The following is a 12122-nucleotide window of genomic DNA, read 5'->3' as shown; positions in this document are numbered from 1 at the left end:
GGGAGCCGTAGCCCACCGGGCCTCATGGCACGCGAGGCCGGGAGCGGACTAGTAGGGCAGGTCGGGCAACCTGGGCTGGGCACACGAGGAGGAGCCGCACGAGCAGGAGCTCGCTCCGCCGGAGGCGCCCGTCTCGGGCAGGGCGACGGTGTCCCGCAGGGCGGTGACGGTCAGTTCGCCGAGGTCGAGGTCATCGAGGTCGAGGACGTCTTCGTGATGGTCTGGCATGCGGACCTCTCAGGTTTGCAGGGTGGTGTTCCAGGCGGGCGCGGGGTCACAGGACCCCGGGCATGTCCACCTGCGGCTGCGCACACGACGACGAGCCCTGGCACGAGCAGGAGCCCCAAGAGGCGCCGTTCTCGGGCAGCGCGGCGGTGTCGCGCAGCGACGTCACGGTCAGGTCGGTGAGGTCCAGGTCCGTGTCCAGGACGAGGTCCTGGAGCTCCAGGGCGTCCTGCTGGTTAGGGGTACGGGACATGACGAACTCCCATCAGAGGAAGGGGAGACCGGAACGCGCCGTCGGAATGGCGGCGCGGACGAGCCGAAAACGGGCCTACAGGGTTCTCCGCTCGAAGCCGGACAAGGGCCCGAACGGTCGTTCACTGTGCAGCAGCGAGTCTCTGTCGCGCGGCAGACCGGCAGCAAGGCCAATTTGTAATCTGGCCTGTTGTGTTCATCCCGGTTCGGTGTGTCTTGGTACCTCTCGGAGCGGCGGTGCAGGCGCGGTTGGACTGGTACAGGCTGAAGAGAACGTGAAGTCATGTGTCCCTTGTGAGGGTGATCTGCCCTGCGTGCGCACGAGGCTGGTCGCGACTGTGACAAGGGGACGCCAAGCCTCCGCCGACTGGGTGTCAAGGACTCAGGGCATCCTGCGCGGGGCCGGCCGCGCGCAGGTGATGCAGATTGCATCCCTGATGGGTGAACTTTCGGTCAAATCCGCTCTGAGGAGAAGAGGAAGAAGGGGCTGGGAACCTTCCGGGGCGCCCGGGCTGTTGCCCGTTGGCCGTCGCTCGCGGACTGGTTCGCCCTGGATGGACCTGCCCGCCGAGTTCGCAGGCGTGCGAGTCGTCTGTAGGGGTCCCGGCCGCCTGGATCGGCGAGGACTGGTCTCCGACGCCATGACGGGCTCCGGCGTCCTGTGCGGGAACCAGCTTTCTCCATCGCAGTTCGGGGTTCCCATCGGCTGGAGTCTGCGAGCGTGTGAGCCGACCGGGACGGGACAGGTGCCGCAGGTGTCGTCCGGATCGGCTGTGCACACCGCGCGTGCCCGCTGCGCTGCGCCGAGCGCTTCCCCCCCAGAAAGCGCCGGTCCGTGGGCGTGCCCGACCGTGCACATCAACGCCACTGTCCGCACCCCGTAGCAGCGTCCGGCACTGCCCTGCTCAGGACACCCGTCGACACTGCAACTCGGCTAATGATCAGCGAAACGGTCATTGCGCAGGTTGTGGGAGGTGGACCCGTGGTTGAGCGGCCGAAGCGGCCTGCTGTGGACTGAGCCGATCCCGGTCGAGTGGTCCGCAGATCCAATCAGGGTCCAACCTGGCCCTGGCGCCTCGTCCTCGTGCTCGCTGACGGCGCGTCGGCATCGGCACCCGGGCCGGCAGGCGCTGGATGACCGCAAGGTGTTCTGCGGCATCCTCTTCGTCCTCTCCACCGGCATCCGATGGGAGTGGCTGCCCGCCGAGTCGGGCTTCGGCTCAGGCATGACTCGTCGTCGGCCGGCCACGGTTGGGGATCACGCTTCCTCACACCCAAGCAAGCGAGGCACCCAGCAGGGGGATTCGCCGTGCTGTGACCGCGTAGGAGCGCCACTGGGCCGGTACCTGCGCCGTCTGGGGCTGCCAGCTACGCAGAAGCACCCCCAGAACCTGACGGAGCACTACTCCATTAGGGCCTGTCCGACGGGCTGGACGAGCGGCACGCCGTGACCAGCCACGATGTGCTGCGCAGCCGGACTGTGCCATCCGCCGTTTCATGGGCGCGCAGATGGTCCGTCAGGGCCCGGCGGGCGCGGGTCCGCGCGGCCGCGCCGGCCTGTTCCATCAGGTGCCGGCCGGGGCCCGTGCCCAGCAGGAACGCCGCCGCGTCCTCGGCCCCCTGTCCCCATGTCCCGTACACCTGCACCTGGTCGACACTGATGCTGGTGAACCCGGCCGCGGTGAGGATGCCGCGGATGCGGTCCGGGGCAGCCAGGGAGAACATGCCGGGCAGCCCAGGCCGGCCGTAGTCGCCGACGGGCAGGAAATCACGCAGCGACGTCATCGCCGTCACCCAGCCGTTGAGCGCGGCGTCGGCCGGGCAGACGAAGGCCAGGAGCCCGCCGGGGCGCAGTGCCCGGCCGACGTTGCCGAAGGCCGCTACCGGGTCGGCGAAGAACATCACCCCGTAGCGGCTGACTGCCGCGTCGAACGCGCCTTCCTCGAAGGGGTGCACCTGCGCGTCCCCCTGCACAAAGGAGGCGTTGGCAATACCGTCCCTCTCCACGCGGGCCCGCGCCTCGGCCAGCATCGGGCCGGACAGATCGAGGCCAAGCGCGTGCCCTCGGGGCGCCCTGAGTGCGGCGAGGCGCGTGGTCTGCCCGGAGCCGCAACCCACATCGAGGACCCGGTGGTCCCCGGCGATCCCGGCGGCATCGAGGAGAGGCTCGTTGAAGCCCTCGTTCACCGCGTTCCAGCGGTCCTGGTTGCGGGCCCAGTGAGAACCTTCGGAGCCGTTCCATGCCTGTGCCTGCTCGGTGTTGACGACGTCCGGCACGGTACCTCCTGCGACTGGAAGAGTGGAGAATGGGCGTGTGCCCAAAATGGTATGGGCGTACGCCCAAACTGGCTAGTGCCGCTACCGTCAGCAGTGCTGTTCCCCTGATGGCGGCAGAACGAAGAGAGGCCTATGTCACCGCGCGGAGTGGCGACGCCGAACGTACGCGAACGGCTGTTCGCGGCCGCAGAGCGCGTCGTGGAGAGGGGCGGGCCCGGCGCACTCACCAGCCGGGCCGTCACCACCGAGGCGGGCTGCGCCAAGGGGCTGCTGCACGCGCACTTCGCGGGGCTCGACGAGTTCGTGGCCGAGCTCTGTCTCGACCGGTTCGCACGGACGGCGGCGCAGGCACAGGCGCTGTCGCAGCTCGCCGGACAGGGCACGGTGGTAGGGAACCTCAACGCCGTCGCGCTCGCGCTGTTCGACTCCGCCGGCCCGGCCCTCGCGGGCCTCGCCATGACCCGGCCCGCCGCCACACTCCGCATCCGCGAGGCCCTTGAAGGCGGAGCGCCCGGCCTCACCGCGATCCAGGAGGCCATAGCCGCCTATCTGAAGGCGGAGAAGAGGCTCGGCCGGGTGGCGGACACAGTCGACCCGTGCACCGTGGCGCTCGCCGTCGTCGGCACCGCCCACCACCTCCTGATGACCAGTTGGCCGGGCGCACCTGACCCCCGGCCCCCCATGACCCGACTGATCGCCACCCTGGTGGACGGCTAAGGCGTGTCCGGCGGATCATGCTGCGGCCGGAACGGTGAAGCGGGTCATCTCACTACGATCGTGGGATGTTTGAGTACCACGGGTGGATCACGGTCAGGGAGACCGCGGCCGATGACGACGATGAGCCCCGGTTGCGACAGATCGTCGATGAGCTTCGCCTTCACATTGCACAGATGGACAGTCCGTACTTGCTTGACCTCAGGTGGATGAACGGCGAGCCGTTCATCCACCTCGGCGGCTATTCCAATCACCGCTCGTCGCCTGACATGGTTGAACTGTTCGAGCATGTGGCCGCGGCCGCCCCTGGTTCCTACGGACTCCTCCACATTCACGATGACGAGGAACCGGGTCACGAGAACGATGTGCGCGTGCTGAAGCTGGTTCGAGGCATGGTCACGCAGCACACGGAGGCGCTGCTGTCCCCGTACATCCCGACGGTGGAAGATCCCTTCACGGGCTGAGGGGTCGTCGGCGCATCACGCTCGCAGCCGAAGCCGGATCGCGGCCACCGTGACAGTGCCATGGAAGACGTAGGCCCGTTTGTCGAAGCGGGTGGCGACGGCGCGGTAGCTCTTCAGGCGGTTGATCATCCGTTCGACCTCGTTGCGGCGCCTGTTCTGCTCCATGTCGAAGCCGAGGGGCGGCCGCCTCTGCTGCCACGGCGCCGACGGTTGGCTCTCTGGTCCTTCGGCACGGGAATGGCGTGCTTGATCTGGCGTCTGCGCAGCTAGCGGCGGGTATTGCGGGACGAGTACGCCTTGTCTGCGCTGAGTCGGTCGGGGTCGTGCGCGGCCGTCCCTCTCCAGTGCGGGGCACGTGGATCCGTTCGAGTACCGGGATCATCCGTGGTGCTTCGCCCACTGGCCGGGAGTGACCAGCAGGGCGAGTAGTCTGCAGCCGTCGTCGCTCGCGAGATGGATCTTGCTCGTCAGCCCGCCCCGAGACCTTCCGAGTTCCTCGCCGGGGCGGTGTTGCCGAGGGGCTGATCTTTTTTCGGTGCCCGCGGAGTCTTCCTGCGGGCGCCGGCGGCGTGCTGGTGGGCACGGCAGGAGGTCGAGTCGACGCCCACCATGCCCCAGTCGATCCGGTCCTCGGCATCGGCGTGGGCCTGGACGGCCTGGAGTAACCGCTCTCAGGTGCCGTCGACGGACCAGCGTCGGTGCCGCCCGTAGACCGTCTTCCACGTGCCGAACCTCCCCGACAGGTCTCGCCAACGGATTCCCGTCCGCTCACGGAACAAGATCCCCTTTGATCACCCTCCGGTGGCCAGCCCACCGCCCACCGCGCCGCCCGCCGACAGGCAGATGAGGCTCCAGACGGCGCCACTCCTCGTTCGTCAGATCACCACGCTCACGACCGCCTACACGGCCGCGGAAGAGGAAACACTCCCCTGCCGGGCCGGTCACGTCGGCCTGGCGGCAACCTCGGCGAAGGTGGCGGTATCGGGGGCAGAGAGGACGTACCTGCCGTCGGCACGTGCAGCCGGTCGCCGGCACCGGTGCCCGCCCCATCCGCGACCGCCCCGCCGCCCGTCCCGGCGTGCTCAGTCTCCGGTGGCCCGACGGCCCTTCCGGGCGGACCGTGCCGCGGCCAGCTGTGCGGCGGCGTCCGCGAGCAGGGTGTCCAGGACGACAGGGTAGGCGCTGTGCGGCATACGGGCGGCCAGGAGACGGGCGGTGGCGGCGATGTTGGGGTAGGACTCGGCGGGGAGCCGGGCGTACGTGGATGTCCACACCTCCTCGTCCCTGGCGCGGGCCTCTTCGGTCAGGACGAGCGCTCCGGCGTCGAGGGCGGCGAAGGCCAGGCTCAGGTCGACGAAGGCGTGGTACAGGCGGACGGCGGCAGCGTCCTGGAAGCCTGCCGAACGGATGATGCCGAGGATCGTCTCGTCGACCGCGATCTCCCGCGGCCGGCCGGTGACCCGGCTCGCGGTCAGCGCGGCGGCCTGTGGGTGGGCGAGGTACGAGGCGTGGATGGCCAGCCCGAGAGCCCGCAGGTCGGCCCGCCACTCACCGGTGGCGGACCAGCTGTCCCGTGCCCGTCCCATCAGCTCCTCGCCGATGGCCCGGGTCAGGTCGTCCATGCCCGCGAAGTACCGGTAGAGGCTGCTGGGGTCTGCGCCGAGGGCGGTCCCCAGCCGGCGTGCGGTGAGGCCGGCGGTGCCGTGCTCGCGCAGCACCCGCAGCGCGGTGTCCACGATCAGCTTCTCCGACAGCACGGTGCCCTGCCGGGTCGGCCTGTGCCTGCGCCGCGCCGACTCCGGTACCACCCGCTTGGCCATGCGGGACCACCCTCTCCGCCGCCGTGACGGCGGCCCTTACGTCAACATGGTTGACCTTACATCGCAACATCCCGTTGCATCAGGGCATCTCCAGGGCACATGCCCTCAGCGGAAAGGTGTCTGACATGCGAGTACTCCTGGTGGGCGCGGGCGGTGTCGGTACGGCCGTCACCCGCATCGCGGCCCGTCGCGGGTTCCTGACCCACATGGTCGTGGCCGACCTACGACCTGACCCGGGCCGAGGCTGCCGTCGCCGGGCTGAAGGAACCCGGTGACCGGTTCAACGCCCGGCGCCTGGACGCCTCCGACGAGGAGGGGGTGCGCCGACTGCTCTCCGAGGAAGGTTGCGACGTTCTCCTCAACGCGACCGACCCCCGGTTCGTGATGCCCCTGTTCCGCGCGGCGCTCGCGGCGGGCGCGCACTACCTGGACATGGCGATGTCCCTGTCCGCCCCGCATGCCGAGCGTCCGTACGAGGAGTGCGGCGTCAAGCTCGGCGACGGCCAGTTCGAGCTGACCGAGCGGTGGGCGGACGCCGGCCGTCTCGCCCTGGTCGGGATGGGGGTGGAACCCGGCCTGTCCGATGTCTTCGCCCGGTACGCCGCGGACGAACTCTTCGACGAGATCGAGGAGATCGGTGTGCGTGACGGAGCAGACCTGACCGTGGAGGGTTACGATTTCGCACCCTCCTTCAGCATCTGGACCACCATCGAGGAGTGCCTGAACCCTCCGGTGGTCTACGAGAAGGACCGCGGCTGGTTCACCACGGAGCCGTTCAGCGAGCCCGAGGTCTTCGACTTCCCGGAGGGCATCGGCCCGGTCGAGTGCGTGAACGTGGAACACGAGGAGGTGCTGCTGATCCCCCGCTGGGTGGACGCCCGCCGGGTGACGTTCAAGTACGGCCTGGGCGACGACTTCATCGCCAAACTGAAGACCCTGCACCAACTGGGTCTCGACTCCACGGCCAAGGTCACCGTCCCGGGCGACGACGGGCCCGTCAGGGTGGCCCCGCGCGACGTCGTAGCCGCCTGCCTGCCCGACCCGGCCGGCCTCGGCGACCGGATGACGGGGAAGACCTGTGCGGGCACCTGGGTGAAGGGAACGAAGGACGGCGCGCCGCGCGAGGTATACCTCTACCACGTGGTCGACAACCAGTGGTCCATGCGCGAGTACGGCTCGCAGGCCGTGGTCTGGCAAACGGCCGTCAACCCCGTCGTCGCCCTGGAACTGCTCGCCACGGGCGTCTGGACGGGGAGCGGCGTCCTCGGCCCCGAGGCCTTCCCGCCCCGCCCCTTCCTGGACCTGCTCACCGAGTACGGCTCTCCCTGGGGTCTGCGGGAGCAGGGGTGACACCGGCGGGCGGCGCGGCCCCGGTGACCGCGCCGGGGAACTACCGGGGTGACCTGGCCGGGCCGGCCGCCGGTTCCCGCTCCGGTGTTCCTCTCCGCGTCGACCTTGGGCGCCACAACCGGCCGAGGGCCCCGAGGTCCTGCTCGTCGTCGAGCAGGTCGGTGAAGACCGGCGCCAGGACCTCTCGGCGAGGGCGAGGGGCAGCCCGAGGAACCGTAGAGGAGGCCCGGTGGCGTCGCCCCCGCCCGCCAACCTCGACGGCCGCGGGGCGAGGTTGCTCCCGCGCCTGAACGACGCCCACGCCCACACCGGTCGGGACGCGCTGGCGCTGGCGCCGGAGAGGTGCGGGGGACCAACACCCGGGAAGCTCCTGTTCACCCGCCGCGCCCGCCGCACCCGCCGCGCATGGCGGCGCGGCGGACGGGCGCACAACCACCTGCCACGGATCATCGCTCCCCTCCTTCCCCGGACTTGGGTGCTGCTCGGCCCGGGGGCGGGGTACATGGAACCGGTGGAGGCGACGGACCCGGCTGCTCTGGGCGGATATCCGCTCCTGGCCCGCCTGGGAGCCGAGGGCATGGGCCAGGTCTATCTGTCCCGGACACCGGCGGGCTGGCCACTGGCACTGAAGGTCGTCCGGACGGACCTGACGTCCAAACCCGACTTCGAGGCGCGGTTCGCCCGGGAGATACGCAACCGTGCCCTGGTCCGCTCGCCGTTCACCGTCTGCGTCGCCGATGACAGCCCGCCCGGCTCCCGTCTCCAGTGGCTTGCGATCGAGTACGTCGGCGCTCCGTCGCTGGCGGAATGGGTCGCGGCGCACGGTCCACTGCCGCCGGCCGGGGTGCGTGCGCTGGCCGGTGAACTGGCCGCCGCGCTCGCGGCCGTGCACGCCTGTTCGCTGGCGCACCGGGATGCCAAGCCGAACGGCCTGTGCTCATCGACTTCGGTATCGCCCGGGCGGCCGACGACTCGCGGCACACCCGCAGCGGCGGCGTCATCGGTTCTCGGGTCACGGCACCCCCACCGCCGCCTGCCGGCCCCACCACCCCACCGCCCGTGGCGGCGACCACCGCTCCGCCCCTGGCGTATCGCTGCGTTGCCGGTGTGTTCGGGCGGCCCCGCCGCCCGGCCCGAGCGTGCCCGGTCCCGGGAACGTGCCGCCCGGGGCCACGGGTACCGGGCGGTCCAGGTCACGCGCGTCGCGCCCCCGATGGATCGCCGCGGCTGTCGCCGGTGCCATCGCCGCGGCCCTGGTCGCGTACCTGCACCCGTTCGACGGTGGTGACCACCGGGCGGGAACCAAGGCCAGGGACGGCGGGACCTTCTCACCCTCGCCCTCGGCGACAGTACAGACGCCCCCGCGGAAGTGGACGGGCGTCTGGACCGGGAGCGGGCCCGGCGACCCCCGGGCGGACGGGTAACTCGCGCCTCGTACCACCTCGTTCAGGGGCACCCTGACCCTGCACACCGCCGCTGTCGGCGAGCTCGCCGGCAAGCGGGTCAGCAACGTCACGGAGGCTGTCACCCGCCGAGAGGTGGGCTGCACCGAAGTCCTCGAACTGCGGGGCGTGCGCGGAACCACCGTCACTCTGGAGGCGGTCACCAGTCACCCCACCGACCGCTCCGCCACACTGCTGAACTGCGAGAAGGGCGCCCAGTCGGCGGGCGCGCCCGACCGGCTGCACCGCGCCCAGGGCACCCGCTGACGCCCTCCACGGGCAGGTGGTCCACTGGTGTCCGTCCCGGGCGCGCTGTGCCCGGCCCTGTCGTGGCGTTACTCGGCCCCCGCCCGGGACTGCTCTCCAGTGGTCAGGCCGATCGGGCGGCGCCCCGGTGGCTGTTGCGGCTCCGGGCGGGCGGGTGCCGCAGGCGTCGGGCGGTCCACCGGTTCGCCGGGGACGAGCGTCATGGGTTCCTTGTGGTGCAGCACGACCATCGGCTCGCCTTCCACCAGCTGGTATCGCGTGCGGGACTCGCCGATGTCCACCTTCACCCTGCGCCCGCGTACCAGCACGGTGAACGCCACCCGGGACAGCGCTTCCGGCAGGAGCGGCGCGAAGCCCAGCCGGTCCGGCTTCCCCTCCTCGCCGACGTACCGGCGCATGCCCCCGAACCCGGCGACCAGGGCGATCCAGGTCCCGGCGAGGGAGGCGATGTGCAGCCCGTCACGGGTGTTGTGCTCCAGGTCGTCCAGGTCCATCAGCGCGGCCTCGCCGAGGTAGGCGTAGGCCAGCCGCAGGTGCCCGGTCTCGGCGGCGAGCACCGCCTGGCAGGATGCCGACAGGGAGGAGTCGCGGACGGTCAGCGCCTCGTAGTAGGCGAAGTTGCGCGCCTTCTGCTCCTCGGTGAAGGCGTCTGGGCACTCCATCATCGCCAGCACCAGGTCGGCCTGCTTCACCACCTGCTTGCGGTACAGGTCGAAGTAGGGGTGGTGCAGCAGCAGCGGGTAGTTCTCGGGCGGGGTCGCCTCGAAGTCCCAGCGTTGGAGGGTTGTGAAGCCGGCCGCCTGTTCGTGCACGCCGAGGGACTCGTTGTACGGCAGCGCCATGCGGACCGCGGCATCCCGCCACACCGCGGCCTCCTCCTCGTCGACGCCGAACTCCGCGGCCCGGTCCGGATGCCGTGTGGCCGCGTCCGCGGCGGCGAGCAGGTTCTGCCGGGCCATCAGATTGGTGTACAGGTTGTCCCGGGCGAAGGCGCTGTACTCGTCCGGGCCGGTGGCCCCGTCGATGTGGAAGACGCCTTCGGCATCGTGATGCCCGAGGGAACGCCACAGCCGGGCGGTGTGCACGAGGAGATCGAGCCCTTCGACGCGTTCGAACTCCGCGTCTCCGGTCACCGTCACGTATCGTACGACGGCCGTGGCGATGTCGGCGTTGACGTGGAAGGCGGCCGTCCCGGCGGGCCAGTAGGCCGAGCACTCCGCGCCGTCGATGGTCCGCCAGGGGAACGTGGCCCCTGACAGCCCTAGTTGGCGCGCGCGTTCCCGCGCCGCCGGCAGGGTCCGGTGCCGCCATCTCAGTGCCGACGCCACGGCCTCCGGCGCGGTGAACGTCAGGACCGGCAGCACGTAGGACTCGGTGTCCCAGAAGGAGTGCCCGTCGTACCCCGTTCCGGTCAGGCCCTTCGCGGGAATCGCCCGGTTCTCGCCGCGGGCAGCCGCCTGCAGCACATGGAAGAGAGCGAACCGCACCGCCTGCTGGATCTGCGCGTCGCCCTCCACCTCGACGTCCGCCCCGGCCCAGAAGCGGTCCAGGTACGACCGCTGAGCGGCGACCAGCCCGTCCCAGCCGGTGCTGACGGCGGCCGCCACCGCTCCGTCGACCTGGTCGTGCACGGCCGGCAGCGAACGCTCCCCCGACCAACCGTAGGCCACGAACTTGACCAGCCGCAGCGGCTGACCGGGCTCCAGGTCCGCGGTCACCGTCAGACGGCTGACGTCCGGCTCGCTCTGCGCCGTCCAGCGTGTGCTCCCGGGCCCCTCGACGAGATGGTCGGCCGCGGCCGCCACCCGCAGCCCGCTGCGGGCGGTGCGGTGCACGAGCCGCAGCCGGGTGTCCTGCGCGAAGTGCTCCTCGGGCACCAACGGTGACTCGGTCGCAGCGGCGACGCGCGGGTCCCCCTCGAACCGGGGCAGCTGCTCGTTGGCGACCAGCTCGGACTGGACGGCCACCGAGGTCGGCCCGTCGACCGGCTCCACCTCGTACACGATCGCGGCCACCGCTCGCTGGGTGAAGGACACCAGCCGGCGCGAGGAGATCCGGACCGTGCGACCGCCGGGCGTCGTCCACTCGGCCTTACGGCCGAGCACCCCGGAGCGGAAGTCCAGGACCCGCTCGTGCGACAGCAGCCGGCCGTAGCGCAGATCGCACGGGTGGTCGTCGACGAGCAGGCGGATGATCTTGCCGTCGGTGATGTTGATCATCGTCTGGCCGGACTCGGGATATCCGTACCCCGCTTCCGCGTAAGGCAGCGGATGACGCTCGTAGACGCCGTTGAGATACGCGCCGGGCAGTCCGTGCGGCTCCCCCTCGTCGAGGTTCCCGCGCCACCCGACGTGCCCGTTGGACAGCGCGAACACCGATTCGCTCTGGGCCAGCACGTCGAGATTCAGCTCGGTCTCCCGCAGGCACCACGGTTCGACCGTGAAGCTGGGATGAGTGATCACCGGGACTCCAGGAGTTCGGCCAGGTCCCGGACCACCACATCCGCCCCGTGCGCCCGCAGCTGCTCCGCCTGGCCCACTCGGTCGACCCCCACGACCATGCCGAACCGGCCCGCCCGGCCCGCCTCGACACCGGCCAGGGCGTCCTCGAACACCGCGCCCTCGTCCGGCTCCGCGCCCAGGGCGCGGGCCGCCTCGAGGTAGGTGTCCGGGGCGGGCTTGCCGCGCAGACGGCGCTCGCGCGCCACCACCCCGTCGATCCGCTCGTCGAACAGGTCCTCGATCCCGGCCGCCACCAAGACGTCCCGGCAGTTCGCGCTGGACGACACCACCGCGCACCGCAGACCGGCTTCCCGCGCCGCGTGCACGAAGCGGACCGAGCCCTCGTACGGTTCGACGCCGTCCTCGCGGATGCGCCGCAGCACCAGCAGGTTCTTCCGGTGACCCAGCCCGTTCACGGTCTCCGCCTCCGGCGGGTCGTCCGGCGACCCCTCCGCCAGGTGCACCCCGCGTGCGGCGAGGAACGTACGGACCCCGTCCTCGCGGGGGCGTCCGTCCACATACTCGTCGTAGTCGTCGACCGCGTCGAAGGGCACGAACGCGGTCCCCTCACGCGTGGCACGCTCACGGAGATAGCCGTCGAACATCTCCTTCCAGGCGGCCGCGTGCACTTTCGCGGTCTGAGTGAGCACCCCGTCGAGGTCGAACAGACAGGCGCGGACGTGAGCAGGAAGCCCCAGCATGCCGCCGAGGCTAGAAGGCCCGCGCGCCGGGCGGCGGCAGGCAACCGCCCGGCACGCCGGAAGGCACCCGCTCGGTGGAGGCACGCCGCTGCCCGCGGCACCGGGTGCA

General features: G+C 70.9%; 10 protein-coding genes and 3 pseudogenes. 6 read left to right on the top strand and 7 right to left on the bottom strand.

Going from position 1 to position 12122, the window contains the following annotated elements; genetic code table 11:
• Positions 1 to 48: 48 nt before the first annotated feature.
• Both ABZ079_RS29270 and ABZ079_RS29265 read right to left on the bottom strand, forming a co-directional pair.
• Positions 49 to 228, bottom strand: coding sequence for a thiazolylpeptide-type bacteriocin (locus tag ABZ079_RS29270; protein WP_356942437.1), 180 nt, complete (start codon positions 226 to 228; stop codon positions 49 to 51).
• A 46-nt stretch (positions 229 to 274) separates the two neighbouring features.
• Positions 275 to 478, bottom strand: a complete 204-nt coding sequence (locus ABZ079_RS29265) for a thiazolylpeptide-type bacteriocin (RefSeq protein WP_356942436.1) — start codon at positions 476 to 478, stop codon at positions 275 to 277.
• A 1099-nt stretch (positions 479 to 1577) separates the two neighbouring features.
• Here ABZ079_RS29265 and ABZ079_RS29260 point away from each other — a divergent pair.
• Positions 1578 to 1709: pseudogene (locus ABZ079_RS29260) on the top strand (transposase); the annotation flags it as partial.
• Between the two features lie 178 nt (positions 1710 to 1887).
• Here the strand turns inward: ABZ079_RS29260 and ABZ079_RS29255 are convergent.
• Complete coding sequence (locus ABZ079_RS29255; protein WP_356942435.1) at positions 1888 to 2754, bottom strand: class I SAM-dependent methyltransferase; 867 nt, start codon at positions 2752 to 2754, stop codon at positions 1888 to 1890.
• Between the two features lie 132 nt (positions 2755 to 2886).
• Between ABZ079_RS29255 and ABZ079_RS29250 the strand changes: the two genes are divergently transcribed.
• Positions 2887 to 3471 carry a TetR/AcrR family transcriptional regulator gene (locus ABZ079_RS29250; protein ID WP_356942434.1) on the top strand — a complete coding sequence of 195 codons (585 nt, stop codon included), beginning with the start codon at positions 2887 to 2889 and terminating at the stop codon, positions 3469 to 3471.
• Between the two features lie 65 nt (positions 3472 to 3536).
• Positions 3537 to 3932 carry an Imm7 family immunity protein gene (locus ABZ079_RS29245; RefSeq protein WP_356942433.1) on the top strand — a complete coding sequence of 132 codons (396 nt, stop codon included), beginning with the start codon at positions 3537 to 3539 and terminating at the stop codon, positions 3930 to 3932.
• Between the two features lie 15 nt (positions 3933 to 3947).
• On the opposite strand, the pseudogene ABZ079_RS29240 reads toward ABZ079_RS29245, so the two are convergent.
• Positions 3948 to 4811: pseudogene (locus ABZ079_RS29240) on the bottom strand (IS5 family transposase).
• Positions 4812 to 5014: 203 nt separating this feature from the next.
• Positions 5015 to 5752, bottom strand: coding sequence for a TetR/AcrR family transcriptional regulator (locus ABZ079_RS29235; RefSeq protein ID WP_356942432.1), 738 nt, complete (start codon positions 5750 to 5752; stop codon positions 5015 to 5017).
• Between the two features lie 125 nt (positions 5753 to 5877).
• On the opposite strand from ABZ079_RS29235, the pseudogene ABZ079_RS29230 reads away from it, so the two are divergent.
• The 3 genes and pseudogenes from ABZ079_RS29230 to ABZ079_RS29220 all read left to right on the top strand — a co-directional run bounded on the left by ABZ079_RS29230 (position 5878) and on the right by ABZ079_RS29220 (position 8811).
• Positions 5878 to 7102, top strand: a pseudogene (locus ABZ079_RS29230) (saccharopine dehydrogenase C-terminal domain-containing protein).
• A 502-nt stretch (positions 7103 to 7604) separates the two neighbouring features.
• A complete protein-coding gene (locus ABZ079_RS29225) occupies positions 7605 to 8390 on the top strand; it encodes a hypothetical protein (protein WP_356942530.1) in 786 nt (261 codons plus the stop codon).
• 250 nt (positions 8391 to 8640) lie between these two features.
• Positions 8641 to 8811 carry a hypothetical protein gene (locus ABZ079_RS29220; RefSeq protein ID WP_356942431.1) on the top strand — a complete coding sequence of 57 codons (171 nt, stop codon included), beginning with the start codon at positions 8641 to 8643 and terminating at the stop codon, positions 8809 to 8811.
• A gap of 68 nt (positions 8812 to 8879) precedes the next feature.
• Here ABZ079_RS29220 and ABZ079_RS29215 read toward each other — a convergent pair whose 3' ends face one another.
• Together ABZ079_RS29215 and ABZ079_RS29210 are read right to left on the bottom strand one after the other, a co-directional pair.
• On the bottom strand, positions 8880 to 11273 hold the full coding sequence (locus tag ABZ079_RS29215) for a glycosyl hydrolase family 65 protein (protein WP_356942430.1): 2394 nt from the start codon (positions 11271 to 11273) through the stop codon (positions 8880 to 8882).
• The gene (locus ABZ079_RS29210) at positions 11270 to 12013 is read right to left on the bottom strand and encodes a beta-phosphoglucomutase family hydrolase (RefSeq protein WP_356942429.1); all 744 of its coding nucleotides are present in this window, start codon (positions 12011 to 12013) and stop codon (positions 11270 to 11272) included. The genes ABZ079_RS29215 and ABZ079_RS29210 overlap by 4 nt, the downstream gene beginning before the upstream one ends.
• Positions 12014 to 12122: the final 109 nt, after the last annotated feature.

The organism is Streptomyces sp. NPDC006314 (assembly GCF_040613075.1).
GTDB lineage: Bacteria > Actinomycetota > Actinomycetes > Streptomycetales > Streptomycetaceae > Streptomyces.
This window is presented reverse-complemented; position numbering and strand designations above follow the sequence as displayed.

Coding starts and splice junctions, on each gene's coding strand:
- ABZ079_RS29235 (WP_356942432.1), bottom strand. CDS start 5,752: ATGGCCAAGCGGGTGGTACCGGAGTCGGCGCGGCGCAGGCACAGGCCG.
- ABZ079_RS29270 (WP_356942437.1), bottom strand. CDS start 228: ATGCCAGACCATCACGAAGACGTCCTCGACCTCGATGACCTCGACCTC.
- ABZ079_RS29245 (WP_356942433.1), top strand. CDS start 3,537: ATGTTTGAGTACCACGGGTGGATCACGGTCAGGGAGACCGCGGCCGAT.
- ABZ079_RS29265 (WP_356942436.1), bottom strand. CDS start 478: ATGTCCCGTACCCCTAACCAGCAGGACGCCCTGGAGCTCCAGGACCTC.
- ABZ079_RS29225 (WP_356942530.1), top strand. CDS start 7,605: ATGGAACCGGTGGAGGCGACGGACCCGGCTGCTCTGGGCGGATATCCG.
- ABZ079_RS29250 (WP_356942434.1), top strand. CDS start 2,887: ATGTCACCGCGCGGAGTGGCGACGCCGAACGTACGCGAACGGCTGTTC.
- ABZ079_RS29210 (WP_356942429.1), bottom strand. CDS start 12,013: ATGCTGGGGCTTCCTGCTCACGTCCGCGCCTGTCTGTTCGACCTCGAC.